This is a genomic window from Pelatocladus sp. BLCC-F211, assembly GCF_041928655.1.
In the GTDB taxonomy this organism is placed as follows: Bacteria; Cyanobacteriota; Cyanobacteriia; order Cyanobacteriales; family Nostocaceae; genus Pelatocladus.
Map to the genome: position 1 here is coordinate 26,119 of NZ_JBHFLM010000144.1, position 22,438 is coordinate 48,556.

At 42.9% G+C, this 22,438-nt stretch carries 15 protein-coding genes and 1 pseudogene; 7 read left to right on the forward strand and 9 right to left on the reverse strand.

Annotation, left to right across the window (positions count from 1 at the left end):
• Positions 1 to 2: 2 nt before the first annotated feature.
• From ACE1AT_RS17865 to ACE1AT_RS17875, 3 genes are all read right to left on the reverse strand, one after another.
• Positions 3 to 1,409 carry a family 2B encapsulin nanocompartment shell protein gene (locus ACE1AT_RS17865; RefSeq protein ID WP_374870683.1) on the reverse strand — a complete coding sequence of 469 codons (1,407 nt, stop codon included), beginning with the start codon at positions 1,407 to 1,409 and terminating at the stop codon, positions 3 to 5.
• A 122-nt stretch (positions 1,410 to 1,531) separates the two neighbouring features.
• Positions 1,532 to 2,941: a family 2B encapsulin nanocompartment shell protein gene (locus ACE1AT_RS17870; RefSeq protein ID WP_374870685.1), complete on the reverse strand. Its 1,410-nt coding sequence runs from the start codon at positions 2,939 to 2,941 to the stop codon at positions 1,532 to 1,534.
• Between the two features lie 107 nt (positions 2,942 to 3,048).
• Positions 3,049 to 5,322: a family 2 encapsulin nanocompartment cargo protein terpene cyclase gene (locus tag ACE1AT_RS17875; RefSeq protein WP_374870687.1), complete on the reverse strand. Its 2,274-nt coding sequence runs from the start codon at positions 5,320 to 5,322 to the stop codon at positions 3,049 to 3,051.
• Between the two features lie 980 nt (positions 5,323 to 6,302).
• Here ACE1AT_RS17875 and ppk1 point away from each other — a divergent pair.
• A complete protein-coding gene (gene ppk1 / locus ACE1AT_RS17880) occupies positions 6,303 to 8,519 on the forward strand; it encodes a polyphosphate kinase 1 (protein WP_374870689.1) in 2,217 nt (738 codons plus the stop codon).
• 159 nt (positions 8,520 to 8,678) lie between these two features.
• Positions 8,679 to 9,095, forward strand: coding sequence for a response regulator transcription factor (locus tag ACE1AT_RS17885; protein WP_374870691.1), 417 nt, complete (start codon positions 8,679 to 8,681; stop codon positions 9,093 to 9,095).
• Positions 9,096 to 9,343: 248 nt separating this feature from the next.
• On the opposite strand, the gene ACE1AT_RS17890 is transcribed toward ACE1AT_RS17885, so the two are convergent.
• Positions 9,344 to 9,523, reverse strand: coding sequence for a hypothetical protein (locus ACE1AT_RS17890; protein ID WP_374870693.1), 180 nt, complete (start codon positions 9,521 to 9,523; stop codon positions 9,344 to 9,346).
• A 145-nt stretch (positions 9,524 to 9,668) separates the two neighbouring features.
• Between ACE1AT_RS17890 and ACE1AT_RS17895 the strand changes: the two genes are divergently transcribed.
• A complete protein-coding gene (locus ACE1AT_RS17895) occupies positions 9,669 to 10,217 on the forward strand; it encodes a DUF2854 domain-containing protein (RefSeq protein WP_374870695.1) in 549 nt (182 codons plus the stop codon).
• Positions 10,218 to 10,300: 83 nt separating this feature from the next.
• Here ACE1AT_RS17895 and ACE1AT_RS17900 read toward each other — a convergent pair whose 3' ends face one another.
• A complete protein-coding gene (locus tag ACE1AT_RS17900) occupies positions 10,301 to 10,561 on the reverse strand; it encodes a chlororespiratory reduction protein 7 (RefSeq protein ID WP_374870697.1) in 261 nt (86 codons plus the stop codon).
• A 655-nt stretch (positions 10,562 to 11,216) separates the two neighbouring features.
• Here ACE1AT_RS17900 and ACE1AT_RS17905 point away from each other — a divergent pair.
• On the forward strand, positions 11,217 to 12,236 hold the full coding sequence (locus ACE1AT_RS17905) for a diguanylate cyclase domain-containing protein (protein WP_374870699.1): 1,020 nt from the start codon (positions 11,217 to 11,219) through the stop codon (positions 12,234 to 12,236).
• A gap of 157 nt (positions 12,237 to 12,393) precedes the next feature.
• On the opposite strand, the gene ACE1AT_RS17910 is transcribed toward ACE1AT_RS17905, so the two are convergent.
• Entirely contained in the window at positions 12,394 to 13,446 is a 1,053-nt protein-coding gene (locus tag ACE1AT_RS17910) for a tetratricopeptide repeat protein (RefSeq protein ID WP_374870701.1), read from the reverse strand.
• An 87-nt stretch (positions 13,447 to 13,533) separates the two neighbouring features.
• Complete coding sequence (locus ACE1AT_RS17915) at positions 13,534 to 14,172, reverse strand: sigma-70 family RNA polymerase sigma factor (protein ID WP_374870703.1); 639 nt, start codon at positions 14,170 to 14,172, stop codon at positions 13,534 to 13,536.
• A gap of 202 nt (positions 14,173 to 14,374) precedes the next feature.
• Here ACE1AT_RS17915 and ACE1AT_RS17920 point away from each other — a divergent pair, with 202 nt between their 5' ends.
• The gene (locus ACE1AT_RS17920; protein ID WP_374870705.1) at positions 14,375 to 14,965 is read left to right on the forward strand and encodes a glyoxalase-like domain protein; all 591 of its coding nucleotides are present in this window, start codon (positions 14,375 to 14,377) and stop codon (positions 14,963 to 14,965) included.
• A gap of 216 nt (positions 14,966 to 15,181) precedes the next feature.
• Here the strand turns inward: ACE1AT_RS17920 and ACE1AT_RS17925 are convergent, their stop codons facing one another.
• Together ACE1AT_RS17925 and ACE1AT_RS17930 are read right to left on the reverse strand one after the other, a co-directional pair.
• The gene (locus ACE1AT_RS17925; RefSeq protein WP_374870707.1) at positions 15,182 to 16,018 is read right to left on the reverse strand and encodes an SWIM zinc finger family protein; all 837 of its coding nucleotides are present in this window, start codon (positions 16,016 to 16,018) and stop codon (positions 15,182 to 15,184) included.
• A gap of 181 nt (positions 16,019 to 16,199) precedes the next feature.
• On the reverse strand, positions 16,200 to 19,454 hold the full coding sequence (locus ACE1AT_RS17930) for a DEAD/DEAH box helicase (RefSeq protein WP_374870709.1): 3,255 nt from the start codon (positions 19,452 to 19,454) through the stop codon (positions 16,200 to 16,202).
• Positions 19,455 to 19,609: 155 nt separating this feature from the next.
• Here ACE1AT_RS17930 and ACE1AT_RS17935 point away from each other — a divergent pair.
• Positions 19,610 to 19,947: pseudogene (locus tag ACE1AT_RS17935) on the forward strand (GNAT family N-acetyltransferase); the annotation flags it as partial.
• Positions 19,948 to 20,177: 230 nt separating this feature from the next.
• On the forward strand, positions 20,178 to 22,334 hold the full coding sequence (locus ACE1AT_RS17940) for a polyribonucleotide nucleotidyltransferase (RefSeq protein ID WP_374870711.1): 2,157 nt from the start codon (positions 20,178 to 20,180) through the stop codon (positions 22,332 to 22,334).
• The last annotated feature ends 104 nt before the right edge of the window (positions 22,335 to 22,438 follow it).

Sequence of the window (22,438 nt, forward strand, 5' to 3'; positions counted from 1 at the left end):
CATTAGCGCCCGATTTCGACGTCTTCGAGGATACCGAGTGCGTCGGGGACAAGCACAGCTGCCGAGTAGTAGGCGGTAACAAGGTAGGAGATGATCGCCTTTTCGCTGATACCCATGAATCGAACGGATAAGCTGGGTTGGTATTCGTCGGGGATACCAGTTTGATGTAGACCGATGACACCCTGATCTTCCACACCAGTACGTATTATAAGGATAGAACTGGTCTGGTTTTTGGTAATCGGGATTTTGTTACAGGGAAGAATGGGTACATTGCGCCAAGTGATTACCTTGCTACCATCCATGTCGATGCTTTGTGGGTAGATACCCCGCCGATTGCACTCCCGACCGAAGGCGGCGATCGCACGGGGATGAGCGAGGAAAAACTTTGACTTCCTCCGGCGGGTGATCAATTCATCAAGGTCATCGGGGGTGGGGGGACCGCTACGGGTGTAGATACGTTGTTTCAAATCAGCATTGTGTAGCAACCCAAATTCTCGGTTATTGATCAACTCGTATTCTTGCCGTTCCCGCAATGCCTCGATCGCCAGCCGCAATTGTTCCTCGGTTTGGTTGTACGGTTCGTTGTACAGATCCGAAACGCGAGTGTTGACCCGCAACACACTCTGAGCAACACTCAACTCATATTCACGGGGCGAGAGTTCGTAATCAACGAAAGTCCCTGGTAACTGAGTTTCCCCAACATGACCCAAAGACAACGCGATCAAAGCTTCGCCGTACTTGTTCTGTGGTTGTGCGGCACGAGTCCGGAATTGCTCAACCTGCGCCTGCAACGCCTCTGATTGGTTGAGCAGTTCCCGAAACGCCTGTTGTGGTAGCGCCAATACCGTGCATTGGGTGACAGCCTGAAATGTGAACTTCCAACTGCTTTCTGACTCCACCAAAATCTGATCACCGAAATGGTCGCCGTCCGACAGCATATCCAACAGAGGCTCATCACCATACTTACCAACAGCCATCCTGTTGACCTTACCATGAGCGATCAAGAACAGCCGCTCTGCTGGCTGACCTGACTGCACTATAATGTCACCAGGTGCGAACTCCTGTTGCACAAACCTACTCGCCAATGCGCTCAACACCTCAGTGTCGTTAAACCCTCGCAGCAACGGCAACTGACAAAGTTCCTGGGGAATCACCTCCACCACCGCTCCGGTGTTGGTGAAAGTCAACCGCCCATCAGCCACAGTATAGGTCAACCGACGGTTTACCCGATAGGTGCCACCTTGGGTCTGTACCCAGGGCAACATCTTCAACAACCACCGCGGTGTAATTTCCTGCATCTGCGGTGCAGATTTGGTTGTCTTCGCTAAATTTCTGGCAGCGCCTGTACTCAAACTCAGTTGAGGTTGTCCGCTCTCAACATCTAAACCCGAATCATTAGAATAGGTCATTACCTCATCCTCTAGTTACTAACAAAAGTACCCGTCCTAATAGACTGGGTGTAGGGGGGTAGAAATTTTTGCCCAAAGCCCTACACCCCTACACCCCTGTTAACTTAATCTCTCAGAAATCTTTAGCGACCGATTTCGACATCTTCGAGGATGCCGAGTGCGTCAGGTATGAGAACTGCTGCGGAGTAGTAGGCGGTAACGAGGTAGGAGATGATAGCCTTTTCGCTGATGCCCATGAAGCGGACAGACAGACTGGGTTGGTATTCATCGGGGATACCAGTTTGATGTAAACCAATTACTCCTTGTTTTTCCAAACCAGTGCGGAGCAAGAGGATGGAACTGGTGCGGGTATTGGTGACGGGAATCTTGTTGCAGGGGAAAATTGGTACGCCGCGCCAAGCTGTAACCTGAGCGCCATTCACATCTACGCTGGTTGGATAGACACCTTGGCGATTGGCCTCCCGACCGAAGGCAGCGATTGTACGGGGGTGAGCCAGGAAGAATCCCGGCTCCTTCCATACTGTCGCCAGCAATTCATCCATATCGTCAGGGGTGGGTGCGCCGGTGCGGCTTTGGATGCGCTGTTTGAGATCGGCGTTGTGCAGTAGCCCAAATTCGCGGTTGTTGATCAACTCGTGTTCTTGACGTTCCCGTAATGCCTCGATAGTCAACCGCAGTTGTTCTTCCGTCTGGTTGTACGGTTCGTTGTACAGATCGGCTATTCGGGTACTGACTCGCAAGACGGTTTGGGCGATGCTCAACTCATATTCCCGTGGTGCAAGTTCGTAATCGGCGAAGGTTCCCGACAATGCAGTCTCTTGCGGATGATTGGTTGCCACCTCAATGGCAGCTTCACCGTCGCTAGTTTGTGGCTGTCCGAGGCGGGCGCGGAACGCCTCAACATGGGATTGTAACGCCTCGGATTGACCGATCAGCTGCTCAAATGCCTGTTGGGGCAGCGACAACACTATGGTTCTAGTAACGGCCTTGAGCGTATACTCCCAAGTGTCCTGTGACTGCACCACGGTTTCATCACCACAATGATCGCCGTCGGCTAGCACATCCAACACGACTTGCTCACCATACTTCCCAAGACCAATCTTGTTCACCTTTCCATGAGCAATCAGGATCACCCGATCAGCAGGCTGGCCAAGTTCGACAATGACATCATCTGGAGCGTACTCTTGCTGCACAAACTGGTTCGCCAACGAGGTTAACACATCAGTGTCCTCAAACCCCCGCAGTAATGGCAGCTCAGTAAGTTCCTGGGGAATCACCTGTACTGCTGCTCCAACGTTCGTGAAGCTCACTCGCCCATCACCGACGGTATAGGTCAACCGACGGTTAACGCGATACACACCACCTTTCGTTTGTACCCAGGGCAACAGTCTCAACAACCACCGGGAGGTAATTTCCTGCATCTGCGGTGCAGATTTGGTTGTCGTTGCTAAATTTTTGGCTGCGGCTGTACCCAAGCTTAACTGGGGCTGCTGACCTTCTACATCGATATTGCGATCGCTAGAATATGTCATGACTTAATACTCCTACTTTTTTGTTAGTAAAAAAACGGTTTTACTCGAGCGAATGCTGACAAAGAAACCCAAATCAGCAAAATCTGTTCTCCGACAAAAGGATTTGATCAGAACGACTGAATATTGGTAAAAGGACTTCCGCTACTGAAAAACGATCTGATACGTGTAGCCGAGGTACCCAGACCTCTAGAACCGTTAAGCAGCCGCACTAATGGCGAAGCACTATTACGCAATTCAAATTCCTTATAGCGGTCTACAGTGATATGCCATCTCATTACACCGCACATCCACTGTTCTAATTTTTCAACATATCTCAGCAATTTCTCGCGGGTACTTTCATCCAGGTTGAAATCATCAAATAGAGCAGGTAATTCGGTGGCAACAATGTGTTGAAACTGTTGCGCCCGCGCCGTCATCAAATTGTTTACAATTTCGACAGCCTGGGGAATATCGCAGTTGAGGAAATTCTGCACAACCAGTACACAGTTATGAATTTCGCCCTCGAATTCGATTTCTTTCTGGTAGGAAAAGATATCGTTGGTGAAACAGGCAAAATCGGCAGCGGAATTCTCCAGCGATCGCATTGGCCTACTGTAGTAAATCTCCATCGGGATCTCGCTGCCCTGAGATAGTCGAGACAGGCTCATGGTCAAATCTGAGCCAAATGTCTTCCGACGCATCTCAATATAATCGATTGGGTCAGGAATCCGATTTTGGATCTGGTTGGCAAGTTCCCACACCCAACTGTCAGTCATGTCCTGAATCGCGCGGCGGAACTCTGTCCGGGCGGTGGGAGACATCGGCCCTGCGGTACGAGACCAAATCTCTGCCAAGCCTCGTTCTACTGGATTAGTCGGTACGGCGGGGGGAGTAGACTCATCGATAGGCATGAACGCCCCTAGTCTGGCATTGAACACTTTTGCCCCAATTAGGTCTCGGTTATTTCCGTAGATGGCAGGGAAGTAATCGTCGGCATAGGTTCCCCATACCAGCCAACAGGCAGTGAGATTTAGCTCATGGGCAGTTCCCTGCGGATGGATTAAGGCTCCGCATAAAGCCACGTCAGCCACATCAAATTTGTGGTCATTCCAGATAAAAGCATCCGGAATTCCCGGTAGCGATTCCAGCATCCCCATTTGTCGCGCCCATTCCTTAGAATGTTTTCGCGCCTCATCCAGATTAGGATTTAAAGTAGTGGAGAACGGCATATAAAACTTTGGCAGTTTCACTGGCCCCACAGGCTTGTATGGCGTATGAGTGAAGCTCTTGAACCGTCCCAAACCCAGAGTACCGTATAACGATTCAATCCGCACCCCTGATATGCCTAGCCCAGTTGGCCCGCCCAGAATGAACGTAGGGGTTGAACCACGCCCCGCTTCTTTGTTCATGTAGCGGCTAGACCTCATGTGCCACTCATGACCCCCAGATTGCCAGTCCTGAAGTCCTTTGATATACAGCAGAACGTTTGTCCGCTCTGCGAGATCGACTCCGTACTCCTCAAATAGGAAGGGTAACTCAGTGACAGCAGTGTTCTCAAATTGCTGTAACCGCGAGGTTAACAGTTCATTGGTGAGGTTGGCTGCTTCCTGGGGACTGATATTCAAGAAGCGCTCCAGGACTAATACACAGTTAGAATTTTCTCCTTCATCTTCTACTTCTCTCTGGTAGGAGAATAGGTCGTTGCGGAGATGCACTCCATCAGCAAATGTGTCTTTGAGTACCCGCATCGGTCGAGTGGCGGCAATTTTTGCCGGAACTTCGACAAATACGGCGTGTTCTACCAAATCCGCTGACCAGGGTGCGCCGCCGACTTTGCGCCGCATTTCGATGTATTCAATGGGGTTGGCAATCCGATCTTGGTTGATGTTGGCAAGTTCCCACATCGATTCTTCTAAGAGGTGTTTGGTACTCTCAAAGAACCGCCGTCGCCATTCCACAGACTTAGTAAAAGCGCTACGAGACCAGAGGTTTAACAAACCGCGCTCTACTGGATTGCTGGGAACAGGAGGAGTTTCGTTAGGGAAAATTGGCATGAATGCGGGCAGTCGATCAAGATACTCCTTTGCCCCTGCCATATCTTGGGTGCGCTTATATATCTCTAGGAAGTGATCATCGAAGAAGAACACCCAAACATACCAATCAGTTACTAGGTCAAGCTCCGTCCCTGGCGCGTCTGGGTGGGTATAGGAGCAAAGCAAGGCGTAGTCGTGGGCATCGAAGGTGCGCTCGTTCCAGATAGGTTCGCCTTGGGCTTCTTCTTTTGAGCCAAGTATCCCCATTTCGTAGGCCCAAGCTTTAGAATGTACCCGTGCCGCTTCCAGGTTTGGGTTCAGCCGCGCTGGCCAAGGCATGTAAAAATCAGGCAGTTCAAAGGGTTGCATGAGCTGCGTGTAACCTCCTCTGGGGTCTTGTTAATGTTTTCATTCGTAAAGATATTTGTGCCGAGGTAACTCGACTGATTAGCAAGCTAATTTATATATTTAGTTAGCACAAAGAAAGGGTATTGATAATATTAAAAACCTTGTTTTTTGTGTGCAGCTTTATTTTTTTAATTTGAATTTTAAGAGTGTATTTTGCGAATTAACTGAACATTACTGAAAACAGAATACACTTGTCAAGCCTTTTAAAAATAATTTTTTTGCATCAAATTACAAAACTAAATATCTCATAAATCATTGCTAATTCTCTCAGACAGTTAAGACATTTAAGACAGTTAAGAAAAAAAATTATTCAATAAATCATCTCGATATTTTGTGTATGATAGATGTATTGCACAAATAGTTTGATGTTTTTGTAAATACTATTTAATCTAGGTTACTAGTTAGTAATAGGTACAAATAAACAAAGTAAAATCTCCTGCAAAGACAAACTCTGAGGGGAAAATGATTGAGAAATTATTGCTTATTGCTTGGTTGAATTGCTGCTCAAGCGTCACCTAATTGCTGATATCGCCTAACTCTACCACCAGGGATGTGAATTCGCACATTTTGCCGCCATGCACAGTCTGAAACCCCTTACACCCTAAAAGCAGTATTTTTTAGGGAGGGGCTGTGGAATCGATCCAAAATCTAAGATTCCACAGCAATCTGCTGTATCTGTAAAGTCAATCCAAAATCTATAGACGCGTAGCCACTCCGTATCTACCCGCAGGGTAATCCAAAATTCTGTTAGAGGTTGACTTTAGCTAAGTAAACTCACCGAACCAAGAATCTCTGTGGCTTTTAACCCAAAGAAATGTCAAGATTGACTTATCCGCTCATCAAAGTAAAACCTTGTCAGGATAATTTCTCAACCTGTGATACTGGATGAGTCGATTCTAATTTGACTTGTATGGGCTACACTTGCCTGTGGTTAGGTGATCATGCCAAAATCTAAAAAGAGCAGCAATCAACAAATTAATTTTAACGATACACAATATTACTTAAACCGTGAATTAAGCTGGATAGAGTTCAACAGTAGAGTATTGCATGAAGCTCTAGACCCACGTACGCCTCTTTTAGAACGCCTCAAGTTTTTGGCTATCTTCAGTGCCAACTTAGATGAGTTCTTCATGGTACGTGTTGCAGTTTTAAAGCAACAAGTAGAAGCAAAAGTTAGCCAACTAAGTTTTGATGGTCGCACACCACAACAACAGTTAGATGATATTAGTTTTTTCCTGCGTCCTCTGGTAGCTCAACAACATCAGCATTTTGAGCAAGTACTACGACCTGTGTTGGCAAATCACGACATCCATATTTTGGATTATATAGATTTAACAGAAAAACAGCGCAAATATTTAGACAATTATTTTGAAGAACAAGTCTTTCCCGTTATTACTCCCTTAGCTGTTGACCCTAGCCATCCTTTTCCCTACATTTCTAATCTCAGTTTAAATTTAGCAGTAGTAGTTAAAAATCCAGAAACTGAAGAAGAATTTTTTGCCAGAGTTAAAGTCCCGAAAGTTTTGCCCCGATTTTTGCCTTTACCGTCCGAGTTAGGAATTCAACGTCATGGCAAACCAGCTCTGTGGACTGGTGTACCCTTAGAACAAGCGATCGCTCATAATTTAGAATCCCTATTTCCAGGGATGAACATTCAAGAATATCATCCTTTTCGCATTACTCGTGATGCTGATTTGGGCCTAGAAGAAGATGAAGCCGACGATTTGCTAATTTTCATAGAACAAGAACTGCGAAAAAGGCGAGTGGGTGGTAATCCTGTGCGATTAGAAATTCAATCCCAAACTCCGGAATTCATACGCAATCGATTGTTGCAAGATTTGGAATTAAGCGAGAGCGATGTCTATGAGGTAGATGGACTTTTGGGACTCAGCGACTTAATGTATTTTATGTCTTTGAGCGTCCCAGCAGAACTAAAAGATCCTCCTTGGCAGTCTGTTGTACCCCCTCGCCTGCAACGCATTCGGGAAATAAATCTCGCTTCCGAAGCCCTAGAAATAGAAGAAGGCAAAGATTTTTTTGCTGTGATTCGAGAACGGGATTTACTTGTACACCATCCCTATCAATCTTTTTCGGCGTCTGTGGTGCGCTTTATTACCAGTGCTGCCCATGATCCGAATGTTTTAGCAATTAAGATGACTCTTTACCGTACCTCTGGTGATTCACCCATTGTTAATGCCTTAATTGCTGCTGCTGAAAATGGCAAGCAAGTATCTGTATTGGTAGAACTGAAAGCGCGGTTTGATGAAGAAAATAATATCTATTGGGCAAAACGTTTAGAAAGCGTCGGAGTTCACGTAGTTTACGGTTTAGTCGGTTTGAAAACCCACTCTAAAATTGTCATGGTTGTGCGGCGTGAGCAAGAGCGTATCCGTCGCTACGTTCATATCGGTACTGGTAATTATAATCCCAAAACAGCACGCTTGTATACAGACATAGGATTGTTTACTTGTCAAGAAGAATTGGGAGCAGATGTGACAGATGTATTCAATTTCTTGACAGGATACTCACGGCAAAAGTCTTATCGTCAATTATTAGTCGCACCTGTAAATTTACGCGATCGCTTTATTGGACTGATCCAAAGAGAAATTGAAAATGCTCAAAAAGGATTTTCCGGGCGTATCGTTGCCAAAATGAATTCCCTTGTTGACCCACAAATCATCTCTGAACTTTACAAAGCTTCCCGCGCCGGTGTGCAAATCGATTTAATTGTGCGGGGTATTTGCTGTTTACGTCCAGACATTAAAGACATCAGCGAAAACATTCGCGTTATTAGTATTGTGGGTCGGTTTTTAGAACACTCCCGGATTTTTTATTTCTATAATAATGCTCAAGAAGAAATTTATATTGGCAGTGCTGATTGGATGCCACGAAACTTGGATCGACGAGTAGAAGTAATTACCCCCATCTTAGATCCAGATATTGCTAAAGATTTGCAGGAAATTTTAGGCATCATGTTGGCAGATAATCGCCAAGCCTGGGAGTTACAAGCAGATGGCAGTTACATTCAAAGGCGTCCTGGTGAGGATTGTCCGGAAGCTAGTTCGCAAAAAACTCTCATGTCTATGGCTTTAAATCCACCAGCGATCGCCTCAAACTTGATGAATTCAAGAAAGAGTTATGTCTATCCTGACAAGTAGTTAGACAATTTTATTCGGAAAAATTAATATTACTAAATATTAATATCTCACTAATCTGGGAAAAAATTGAATTTATTCAACCATTGGATAGAGTTAGTTTTTGTAGTTATTCTCATAAACTATAAAGGTTGTTGTGCATTAACTTTATAGTTTGCTTGGATGTTAATGTTGTCTTGTGAGTCTTCTACCTTGCGCGTTCTAGTGGTTGATGACCATGAACTGACTCGCTTAACTTTACAATTAATATTTTCTGCACAAGAGAATATTCAAGTTGTAGGTTTAGCTAGTAACGGTCAAGAAGCCATAGAAATGGTTAAGCGCCACAAGCCTGATGTAATTATTCTGGACTTGCAAATGCCAGTTATGGATGGCTGGAGTGCGTCTAGTGAAATTAAAGCTATTGCTCCCAATACTCAGATTATTGCCTACTCATCAGTGGATGACTATAAACTTGTTGAAGGAAAAGCAAGAGCTTGTTTAGACGCTGTTTGTAAAAAAGATGTACCTACCACCGAACTAGTTTCCTTAGTTAGGCAATTAGGTCAAGGGACTATTAATGGTACTATTGCTGGATAAAGGATACAGCCAAAACTGTTGGAATTACTAAAGTTGCTCATCAGGGAGTCGGGAAGCTTGGAAGCGATGGCAAAGAAGTCGGTAGAACCGGAATAATTGGTTGCTACCGACGTAGTTGTTTTTTTGTTAGGGGAACAGGGATCGGGGATCGGAGATTTACTTAGCAGCAAACCCATGATCCGTCAGTGTGCATCGTGGTCGATTTTTCATCCCCTGGTGTGAGCTATTGGCTGGAGGATATAGCTTAATTAAGATTCTGTATCTGGAAAGGTGCGTCTATATTCATCGATTAATTCATCCATTTCTTCCAAAGCTTGATTCACGTCTATTTTTAAAGTTCCTAAGTTTGGTTGCTCCAGTAAACTCATTAGATACTCACGCTTGCTTTGAATTTGGGCAATTCTTTCTCTGATGGTTTGTGCATCCATAATTTTTTGCTTCTGTTTGGGAATATGTTCAAATTCAAAGTTAACTCAAAAAAACAAACACTTTTAACTATTCTCTTCACTAATCTGTTGGCGATCGCAGATGATAATAAAACTGGTGCTAAGAAAAAATATAAAAAACTAAGTCATGTTACGCCAAGTTTCTCTGGGAACGCTGGGTTTAACCATCGGTGGTATCTTAACCATCATCGGCTTCATCGCCTACGCTAACGATAACGCTACTCTCAATCTCGTGGGATTTTTTTACGGGATTCCGCTGCTGCTAGGAGGATTGGCCCTAAAAGCTAATGAACTCAAACCTGTACCCTTCAGTCAAGCTACTACACCAACTGTTTTGGCATTACGCCAACAGCAAGCAACTCTAACTCAAAATAAAATTCGCCAAGATTTGACTCGTTATTGCTACGGTCAAGATGTTCATTTTGATCGTGCTTTATCCTACTTAGGTTTGACTTCTTCAGATCAGGAACTACCAGTGATCACAGGTTTACGAGAAGAAGAAATTAACGGAAATTATGCCTTAATATTAGAATTTGATTCGTCAGTCATACCAATTGATGTGTGGCAGCAAAAACAAGAGAAAATGATCAATTATTTTGGCCCTGGAGTCGATGTAAAAATCACACAACCAAAAGAAGATACTATTGAACTAACGCTGATTGCAGATAAAGAATAGTCAATAGTCAATAGTCAGTAGTCAATAGTCAATAGTCAGTAGTCAAAATGCTTGACAACGGACAATGGACTATTGATTAAAATTTATTTTTCTAAGCGCACTGCATACCATTGTAAATATTTTCCAAGACCAACATCTAGTTCACAACTGGTATCAAGCAAATATTTAGCTCTTTTTTCAATAGAATCCAAAGAACGCAGATCAGGTGATAAATCTTGAGAATTGAGTTGTTGAAGAACTTCTGTTAATTTTTCTAATAATTCTGATGCAGTCAGAAACTGTTCCTCTTGATTTGTTTCTAAAACAACAAAATTATCTTGTTGATACATTAAATTATCTGGCATAAAACTTATCGATAAATCTTAAATATAACTATAGCAATATATAGCAATTCTATCTGATTTGTGAACATCGAGAGAGGCAGCCCCCCAACTTCTACCCTACCCTGCTGGAAGCTGACGCAACGAGGGAACGGTAAGCCACTTCTGGGTGTCTACAAGAAGTCGGAGAGCTTGTTGTTCACAAATGATTTAGGGATGCTATGTGAATATGCGTTTGAAGTTTTCAAAAAAAAATAGTAATTGCTCGTTTGTAGTTGGGAAATATAAATAGTAATGTTTCCCTACCTTGCAAGTGCGTGATAGGAGTTGCAAGGTACAAACAGCCTTTAGATACCATAGGATTAATCTATGTCAATCATTGACCTACCACGACCAGTGGACTACCGCATCCGGTGCGTCAACAACTGCCTCTCATTTCTATGTTGACCAAGCCCTTTGATGCTCGAATCATCGGTACAAGCCCTCCCCTTAACACCAATTTGGGGAATGGGGGCTGGGAGAATTGATAAGCTTGATTACATCATCTGTATTCAGGCATTATTAAACAATAGTGCTGTTTTTACAAAAAAAAAGGCAAAATTTTTACAATTTGCGTCATTAAAGCCCTAAAAAATGACTATTAAACGCTATTGCTTCTACTTTATATAAAATTCAACTCATGTTAGGGATAGGCATTTCCAATAAACCTCCTTTGATTCTCGTGGCTGATGACGATACGATCATGCGACTTCTGTTGCGTGAGGCTATGGAGCAAGAAGGCTACCGAGTAGTCGAAGTTAGTAATGGTAAAGAGTGTTTGGATGCTTATACTGCCGTCAAACCTGATTTAATTTTGCTAGATGCTGTCATGCCTATCATGGATGGCTTTACCTGCTGTCAGGAATTGATGCAAATAGCCAAGAAAAATTTAGTATTAGCACTTGCATCCCTTGATAGCGGATCTGGTTTTAGCAATAGCTTAATTTCTACATTATGGGATCGCACTCCCATATTAATGATTACAGGATTAGATGATCCTGACTCAGTAGATCGTGCTTTTGAGGCTGGAGCTAGTGATTTTGTAACTAAGCCCATTCACTGGGCAGTATTGCGCCGACGGGTGAGAAAGCTGTTACAACAAGGACAGGTATATAAACAGTTGGAAGCAGCCAATCAAGCTTTGCAACAGCTTGCTCACGAAGATGGCTTAACTGGGCTGGCTAATCGTCGCCGCTTTGATCAATATCTTAATTCTCAATGGTTGGAGTTAGCACAGCAGCGATCGCCCATATCATTAATCTTATGCGATATCGATTTTTTTAAACTTTACAACGATAAATATGGTCATCCTGCTGGCGATGTATGCTTGCAAAAGGTGGCAAATGTTTTAAAGGACACAGCCCAAAAATATCAGGATTTAGTTGCACGTTATGGTGGTGAAGAATTTGTTGTGATTTTGCCTTACACTCATGCTGCTGGTGCAGTTCATGTTGCAGCAGGAATGCAGGCTGGAGTGAGGGATTTAGAAATATTGCACTCTGGATCTGCTGTTAGTCAGTTTGTGACTCTTAGTTTAGGAATCGCTACTATTATTCCTAATTTTGAAACTTCACCTTTAGCTTTGATTGAGGCAGCTGATAATGCACTTTACCAAGCAAAAGCAGAAGGACGCAACCGCATTATCATTAAGCAGATATAGGAGGATCGGGGATTGGGGATCGGGGATCGGGGATCGGGGATCGGAAAGACAAGTGAGACAAGGGAGAATTATTTAACAAGTCTTTTCCCAATACCCCATGCCCCATGCCCCATGCCCAATGCCCCATGCCCCATGCCCCATGCCCCATGCCCAATTATCAATTACCTAAGTTAGCTTTTTGTATCATTTGAGTGAGTCGGTCAATTAATCGCACTTCTTGCTTACTGTCTTCTAGCATTTTTGCTACAGTAATAGCCCTTTCATAAAAATTACGGGCGGTTGGGAAATTACCTATTTGCTCGTATAACTGAGCATAAGATTCAAAAGATTTTAATTCTTCTTGTCGATTTTGTAATTCTTGAGCTAGTGTTAATCGCTGCTGTAACAAATCAAAAGCACGTTCATAGCGTCCCACCGAACCGTGAGCAGTCACTAAACCATCAATAGCTCGTAATTCGTTCACGCGATCGCCACTATATTTTGCAATCCGTAGTGCTGATCCGTAAGTCCCGATTGTACCTTGATAATCTCCTGCTGCTAGATAGGTCTCACCTAGATTATTCAGAGTATTAGCCTCACCGATGGGATCACGAACCTGACGCCGGAAAGTTAAAGCATTTTCATAAAGTTTGATGGCTTTATTGTAATTTCCTAACCTCGCATTTGCTAGCCCCAAATTACTCAAAGATAATCCTTGACCTTCAAGATTTTTTACATGGCGAGCAATTTCCAGAGCTTCTGTGAGAGTTTGCAAACTAGCAGTGGGTTCGCCTTGTTGCAACAATAGTGTACCTATATTATTCAAGGCGAAGATTTGACTTTGAAAGTCATGGGTATCACGAGCGATCGCTAGGCGTCGGCGTATGGCGTCTTCTGCTTCTTTGTAACGACTCAATTGGACATAACCTCTACCGAGGTAATCATAAATTAAACCCTGGGCATTGAGATCACCAATCGCATGATAAATTGAGAGTGCTTGTAACCAAGACTCGATTGCTTTGTCAGCTTTGCCAGAAGCCTGTTGCTGCTGACCAATTCGCATTAAAGTATCTGCTTGATTTGTTGATTGTTGGACTACAGATTTATCTATCTGACGATGGAGTTGTTCAGTAATATCCGCACCATTCGCCGCTATGGGTTGAAATATAAAACTAGCAACTAAAAACGGCCAGGAGGAGGAATAAAAAGGTATCAAATTCAATTTTTTCATAAAATTTGACCGTTAAATTACGGTTTTAAGAAGAATGTGAACTAATTTAATTTTTTATACTACCAAACACACATTCTTTAGTGGTTTCTACGCAATAGCAGGCGGCAGTAAATTTTCACCCAAGTAGATAGCACGAATATCTGTTGGTAATTTATCCTCTAGCATACGATAACCTTCTTGGAGAAAATTAGCTACTTTGCTGGGGGCGATCGCTTCTCCTTCAGCTTGTAGATAGGCGGCAATTCTGGTTTCGCTCCAGTGGAAGGTTTGAGCCATCAACACCATCAAGCGTAATATTGGTGTCATTTGATCGAGTGCTTGTTCTAAATAACACCATAAAGGTACAGAAGTTGCTTTGAGGGAATAATGAATTGCTTCCGTCGGAGGAAGTTCTATCTCGTTGATACAGCAAGCAGTCTGATCGATTAGCCAATTTTGTAAAGTCAGGCTTTCCCTACCAGGTTGAGTGCTACCGAGATTAAATCCACCCAATTCATAGTAGATATGTCGCCAAGTGAGGGCAAATAAATAATCTGCTTGCACAGGCGATCGCGCCGAATGACGAATCACTGTATAAACTATGGGGCTATAACGGCAAAAAATAGCTGTAAAGTATCTTCCCGACTCTGGATGTTGCTGGAACAACCTGACGAGTTCTGGATCAGTGTGATGGAACAGTGACTTCACTAGGGGATGATTAGCTTCAGGAAAATGAGGTATTTGCACAGTCCGAATCAGCTTATGTTGTTAGAATTAATTTAGCAATAGCAATCTTTAGTAATTCATCGCATAGTCTGTTGGTGTAAGCCTGTTTTTGAGCTAACACCAAGGTAAACTACCACTTGGTACACTAGAAATAAAGACTTTATTTAAGTCATAATTTACAAAACAAAAGCGGCTCCCTTATATATAATTCCCGATTCTGTTCATGTTTATAGCAAGTGTGACATCATTCTTGGTTAATACGTATATTTTTGGCTCTTTTTTGCCTTCCATACCACTAGATAGCCTTTTTTCTACTCAAGGCATAATGGTGATACTACTAGCAGCCTACGCTGGCGCCATGTGGATGTTCCTTACCAGTGCGCCAAAGGTATATACCGTTATGGTGTCGGATCTGGAAATTGCACGACAGTTGTATGAAGGACTCCTGGATTTACCAGCAGCAGAAGTACCGCTACACTACTACTACAATTATGAACAAACTATAGGTGCAACAGGAGTTGATCCGCTTTATTTAGGAAGCAGCCCTTCTTTTGCTAATAAAATGTCGAATGCAAGTGAAGGACTTTGGTATCAACTTAAGAAAAACATTCAGTTGCATGTAATTACAGGAGCTAGTTTAGGCACCAAAAATCAACAACGCCACGTTTGCTTTGACCACGAATGTATGGAAATGATTTTAATGCGGGTAGAAGTGCGGGGGTTGAAATTCAAAATTCGCAGCAGAAAACCCTTAAACTTTTTGGTCAAAGATTACGAAGGGCGAATTATTGAGATGGCTGAAGTCGCGAATTAATATCTTTTAAGGAGTCCATTGTCAAAAGTCTACTAATTACCGATTATCAACCCCAACGGATAGTATAAGAGGATGTTGCTGATTTCATGTACGAAAATGATTTTAGGTGATTCCAAAACCCTTGTACCAGACGCGATATATCGCGTCTGGTACATCTAGATTCATCCCGCGATTCAGCAAAGCCTATAAGAGTTCAAGCGGATCTGATATAACATATCAATTTCCACCTACATTCATAGCAGCTAAAAAGGCTTTTTGGCTAACATCTTTGTAAACAGTATCTAAATATTTCATAGCTAGATCAGCAGCAGTTAAACTTGCAAGATTTTCCTCTTCTTTCGCAAGAGGAATTGAGCCTAAAACATCTAACACTGTTTCAGTAGTAGATGGCGCAATCACTACTAGAGAAGATTCTAATGGCTCATGATATTGCCAAAAAGATTCTAGATTTAAAGAATATTGAGTTTGTGAAACCAACTCTTTATCATCTGAAGTTTGGTCTGTTGTGACTTCAATTTTTGTACTACGTAACTGACGTAAATTGCTAATAATTTGCTCTTTGGTACGTCCCCGCAACTGAAAGAGTACAAAAGGATCTTCACTAAAGCGATCGCCTAACTGATAGTAAACTGCTGCAATATGTTTACAGGGATTTGCTTTATCAGGACAAGAACATCTACTGTGAACGTCAGATAGAGTAAAAGGAAATAGCGAAATACCATTAGCAGTAAAAACTTCTTCTATATTTTGTGGCATTTCTCCTGCTAAAAGTTTAGCTGCAAAAATTGCTTTTTGAGACATTGTTTCTACTACATAACCCCACTCTTCATCACTAAAAGAGTCAAGAGAAAGAGAAACTGTATAAGGTTCAGGTTCACTACCCTGCACCTTCGCTAATACCTTTGCACTCTCAAACTCAATACTAAGTACATTTCCTTGACGTGCATAGTTTCTACCACGCTCCAAACGCTTTTTAAAGCGATAGGAATCTAATAATTCTAGCCACCGTTGTGACCACCATTCTCGACTTGCTTGTAATGTGTAACTTGTCATTTGTCAATAGTCATTGGTCAATGGTCAAAATTTAGTGAGTGCTTAGTTGTTGGTTGTCCCCCTTGTCCTCCTTGTCCTCCTTGTCCTCCTTGTCCTCCTTGTCCCCCTTGTCCCCCTTGTCCCTCTTACCAATTTTTAATTTTTAATTTTTAATTTTTAATTGATAAGTCCCCGTTCTCCTTCACTCTGAATCTTCTTCCATCACTGCACTACGATCTAGTAGTAATAAATTACGGAGTTGGTTTGTATCGAGTTCAGTTAACCACTCTTCACCTGCACCCACAACTTGTTCAGCTAGTTGCTTTTTGCTTTCAATCATGTCATGAATTTTCTCTTCTAAAGTACCAGTACAAACAAATTTATGTACTTGAACATTGCGGGTTTGACCAATACGAAAAACTCGGTCTGTGGCTTGATTTTCTACTGCGGGATTCCACCAACGATCAAAGTGGAAGACGTGATTTGCACGGGTTAAATTGAGTCCGACACCACCAGCTTTGAGTGACAAAATCATGATTGGTGGCCCTTGAGGATCATGTTGGAAACGGTCAATCATTTCCTCGCGTTGTTTTTTGCTAGTACTACCATACAAAAAGAATATTTCTCGTCCTAGCTGTTGTTCTAAATAGGGTTTGAGTAGTTTACCCCACTCAGCAAATTGGGTAAAAATTAAAGCGCGATCGCCTTCTGATAAAACCTCTTCTAACATTTCCTGCAATCGCAGTAATTTACCAGATAACTGCGGTTCTAAGAGAGTAGTTTTTTTCAAATACTGGGCGGGATGATTGCAGACTTGTTTGAGTTTAACTAGTAAACCTAAAATCATCCCCCGACGCTGAATTCCTTCGGCTGTTTCAATTTCAGCAAGTGAATCTTCTACTACTTTTTGATACAGTTCTGCTTGTTCCAGACTCAGACCACAAAATACATTTATTTCCTGCTTTTCTGGCAAGTCTTGAATAATTTCACGGTCACTTTTTAAACGACGCAAAATAAACGGTTGCACTAATGAGCGCAATTGATTCAATGAAGAAGTATCTCCATATTTTTCAATTGGCATAGCAAAGCGTCGTTGGAAGAACTGCTTATTTCCTAAATATCCTGGATTGAGAAAATCCAAAATCGACCAGAGTTCTTGCAGCCTATTTTCTACAGGTGTCCCCGTTAAAGCAATCTTATAAGTTGCTTCTAATTGGCGTACTGCTTGAGATTGTTTTGCCTCTGCATTTTTAATATTTTGGGCTTCATCTAAAACAATTCCCTGCCAAGAAACAGCTTGTAATGACTTGATATCTCGGTGAATTAGCGCATAACTGGTAATTACCAAATCATGCTTGTTTGCTATTTCTGCAAATGCTTTACCTTTAGGGCGTTTATCACCGTGATATTGCCAAACTTTCAGCGTCGAGGCGAATTTTTTAACTTCTCTTTCCCAGTTTCCTAAGACTGAAGTTGGACAAATTAAAAGTGTTGGTTTTTCTAATGCATCTTGTTCTTTTAAATGTAGTAAAAAAGCGATAAATTGGATCGTCTTACCCAATCCCATATCATCCGCTAGACAAGCACCCAAACCCCAGCGTTCGAGAAATGTCAACCAAGCGACGCCACGCTGTTGATAGGGGCGTAACTCTCCTTGAAAATCGGCGGGTGTAGGTAAGGGTTCGACTGCTTTGTTATTTGTCAGGGTAGTAACCAACTCTTGCAATGCACCTGATGCTTCAAAGCTAACCACTGGTAATTTTTCAATTGTCTGGGTATCTCCCGTACTCAGACGCAAAGCATCTTCCAAGGAAAGGGTCATTTGGTCTTTGCGAGATGCAAAAAAAGCTTGAGCTATTTTGATATCTTGGGGGCGCAATTCTACCCACTCGCCGTTAATTTCAACTAAGGGACTATTCAACGCCACCAATCTGTCAAATTCTTTTTTGGAAAGAGTTTGTCCCCCAATTGCCAATTGCCACTGGAAATTTAGTAAACTTTGTAAACCCAAGCGTCTCTGTTTTTGATCTGGTGTTTGGGCAGAAATTTTCAAACCCAGACGGTTCGCCCATCCTTCCCGATTTGCCAAACTTGCAGGTAAAACTACACCTAAACCATTATCCTCAAGCCGTGCCTTCACCGACTTGATAAATTCGTAGGCTTGGATGGGGTTAAGGCGGCAAGATTGGGGATAAATGGTATCCATACTGGGTGTGATAATTGGATACAAGCGCGATGCTAATCCCAATCCGCGTAAAAATGTTTCTTGTGGTTGTTTAATAGTACGACCACGATAAACAAAGTTTTCAACTGAATGCTGCCATATTGTTTCTGCATCCACTAAAAATTCTGGATCATCTGGTGCTTGCAAAAAATACGCCAAAGTCCAATCTGTTTCGTCTGACTCTGGCGAATGCAGAACAAAAGCAGTACGAAACAGATTTTTTCCTGCCAGCTGGTATTGTAGCGGCATCGTCCAAGCTTTTAGCGCCGCTTCTAGTCGTTCCAAACCCATCGGTTCAGCGTTGACAGTACCTAGCGTACCTGTTAGAGACTGCAACCACTGGCGTATAGCTGATGGTATGGATACCATTACTCTTGCTTCAAGCACAGTTTGGCAACCAAACATTTCTCTGATTTGGGCATCAATCGTACTGTTGAGAAATTCCAGTAATAATTCTTGTGGTTCCACAGGGAAATTTACACTTAGTGAGGATTGAGAGTTATTGTCTATTTCTCCTTTCTCTTGATATGTCCGACATGCTAATGGCATGAGTTGCGAAAATTTTTCTAGGCGGGTTCCATCCAAGGCACTATCTAAAAGTGCTTGCCACTTGGCAATGAAAGAACCATCGATTTGGCGTTCAAGAGTAGGCAAAAATTTACATCGGGAGATTAAATCCAAACTCCAACGGGCTATCTGTGACCAAAAGCGTAAATCTCCTCCTACAAAATCATCCTCAACTTTGGCAACACTCAAAGGTAAAGAAGCCAAAAACTTGACTGCTTCTGTAGGATTGAGACAAAAACCCTCTACTCGCCAAGGTTGGAGGTATTGGTGAGAGGATTTTTCTGAACTTAATATTGCTGAATGTACTGGATAAATCGCTGTTATTCCCTCGGTTTTACTTTCTACAAAATCAGTGGGAAAAGCAATAATTGTTTGCGAGGAGGTTGGCAAAGTTCGTGTAGTAGTTGTTTTCGCTGGACGCCGCCCTGTTTGATCTGACGCGGTCGCTTCTTTCTCTACAGATTGCGATGTTGAATTCGGAATTTTAATGTTACGAGAACTTAGCCACTCGCTGAATTCGCTTGGTGCGATCGCATAAGGTAATAGTGGTACTTCTGTTAATGTCTTTGGATCAATATTTGTTCCTAGCGATCGCCAAGTCTCCCCCCAAATAAATAAACAGTTACCTTGATTTTGTATTAACCAACTACCGTGTAATATTGCCATTTGCCAACTACTCAAATTTTCCCAACATCAAAGCCTTGAATCTGCTTATTTTCTACTTTTGTGAATTCCTAAATTTTTAAAATATAATACGTAGGATGAACAATTATTAAATATAATTAAGAAAATAAAAACAATATTAATCAAGTTTATGAAAAATGCAGCTACCTCTTTATAAAAGTTTAAAAAATGGCATCAAAGTAGAATTAGATTATATGCATCCAGAAGAACAAGAGAATCTCAGAAAATTACTTAATGTTGTGATTTTAGAAGGAAAACCTATCCCCAAAAACAACCCCTCTCACCATCAGAATTTGCAGCTTATTGGTTAAATCAGGATGCTTTTGTAATTAGGAGAACAGCTGAATATGCTACACAGCAACCCAAAGAAAGATGGGGAGCATTTTATCTCAAACCAAACTTTCCAGGTCGATGTAGCCATATTTGCAACGCTGGTTTTATTGTACAACCTGACAAGCGGGGATCGGGGATCGGGGATAAGGGATCGGGAATAGATATAAGGAAGGGGGACATGGAAGAGTTTGTCATATAGTCTCTACGCTGTCACAAATTTCCGATTCCAATCCCCGATCCCCTTTCCCCGATCCCTTTTGTAACGAAATTGTTAATCATGAATTCTATATACAGCTCAAGCCAGTATTAGATCATAAATGTTAGGATTGCCACAGAGAGAGAATAGCGAGCATAGTAAGGAAAAAAAACTGAATGGGAGAATTTGAGAAGTCAATATCCTTCGATGGAAGGGATATTCGACTGAAGGTGGGTTTACTAGCACCCCAGGCTGGTGGATCGGTGTTGATACAATCTGGGGATACGGCAGTTCTAGTTACAGCTACGCGATCAGCAGCCAGAGAAGGCGTTGATTTCCTGCCCCTCACCGTAGATTACGAAGAAAGATTATACGCAGCAGGTAGAATCCCTGGAGGAATGTTGCGACGTGAAGGTCGTCCACCAGAGAGAGCAATTCTCACCAGCCGTCTTATTGACCGCCCTTTACGTCCTTTGTTCCCCTCTTGGTTACGGGATGATCTGCAAGTTGTTGCGCTGACTCTTTCTATGGATGAGCTAGTACCACCAGATGTGCTAGCTGTTACTGGTGCTTCTATTGCTACCCTGTTGGCAAAAATTCCCTTTAATGGACCTATGGCAGCCGTGCGCGTCGGTTTGGTGGGTGATGATTTTATCATTAATCCCACTTATGCAGAAATCGAAGCTGGTGACTTGGATTTAATAGTGGCAGGTTCGCCGGATGGTGTAATCATGGTGGAAGCGGGAGCTAATCAGCTACCCGAACGTGATATTCTCGAAGCGATTGAATTTGGTTACGAAGCTGTGCAAGATTTAATTCAAGCGCAGCGTGATTTAATTGCAGAATTGGGTTTGGAAATAGTGTATGAAGCACCACCAGAACCTGATCAATCACTGAGTAACTTTATTAGCGATCGCGCTACCGACGAAATTAAAAAAATCCTCTCACAATTTGATTTCGGTAAAACTGAGCGGGATACTGCTTTAGATGCGGTCAAAGAATCCATCGCAACTGCGATCGCGGAACTACCAGAAGAAGATCCAATTCGAGTGGCTGCAACCACTAATACCAAAGCCCTGGACAATACTTTCAAGGACATCACCAAAAAACTGATGCGCCGCCAGATCATCGAAGATAATGTCCGGGTCGATGGTCGCAAGCTGGATGAAGTTCGTCCGGTTTCCTGTGCAACTGGTTTATTACCGAAGCGAGTCCACGGTTGTGGTTTATTCAATCGGGGGCTAACTCAAGTCTTATCAGCTTGTACGCTTGGTACACCAGGAGATGCTCAAAACTTAAACGACGATTTGCAACAAGACCAAGCAAAGCGTTACATGCACCATTACAACTTCCCGCCGTTCTCCGTTGGGGAAACCAAACCCATGCGGGCGCCGGGACGTCGAGAAATAGGTCACGGAGCGTTAGCGGAAAGGTCTATTTTACCAGTGCTACCACCTAAAGAGGAATTCCCCTACGTAATTCGCGTAGTATCGGAAGTGCTTTCTTCCAATGGTTCTACCTCAATGGGTTCGGTGTGTGGTTCCACTCTGGCTTTAATGGATGCAGGCGTACCAATTATCAAACCTGTGAGTGGTGCAGCCATGGGTTTGATTAAAGAAGGTGATGAAGTACGAGTCCTGACAGACATTCAAGGGATCGAAGACTTTTTGGGTGACATGGACTTCAAGGTCGCCGGTACAGATGCAGGGATTACAGCCTTGCAAATGGATATGAAAATTAGCGGTTTGTCCTTGAATATTATTTCCCAAGCTGTCAATCAAGCAAGAGGCGCACGCTTGCATATTCTGGAGAAAATGCTCCAGACTATTGACCAGCCACGCACAGAGATGTCGCCCTATGCTCCACGTCTGTTGACGATCAAGATTGATCAAGACATGATTGGTCTGGTGATTGGGCCTGGAGGTAAGACCATCAAAGGCATCACCGAAGAAACTGGTGCTAAAATTGACATTGAAGATGATGGTACCGTAACCATCTCGGCGGTGGATGAAAACAAGGCCAGGAGAGCTAAGAGCATCATTCAAGGCATGACGCGGAAGCTGAACGAGGGTGATGTTTACGTAGGCAGAGTGACTCGCATTATACCTATTGGCGCGTTTGTGGAGTTCTTACCAGGTAAAGAAGGTATGATCCACATTTCTCAACTTGCTGACTACCGTGTTGGTAAGGTTGAAGATGAAGTTGCAGTTGGTGATGAAGTAATTGTCAAAGTACGTGAAATTGACAATAAGGGTAGAATCAATCTTACCCGTTTAGGTATTCATCCTGAGCAAGCAGCAGCAGCACGTGACCAAGCAACATCGAACAAATAAATAGGAGGTTTGGTAGTGAGCGCTTGAGCGCTCTATCAAAGGACTAGAAAAATAATTGCAGAAGCGATCGCAAACTCAAGAAGTAAGCCCGCAGTTTACTAGCG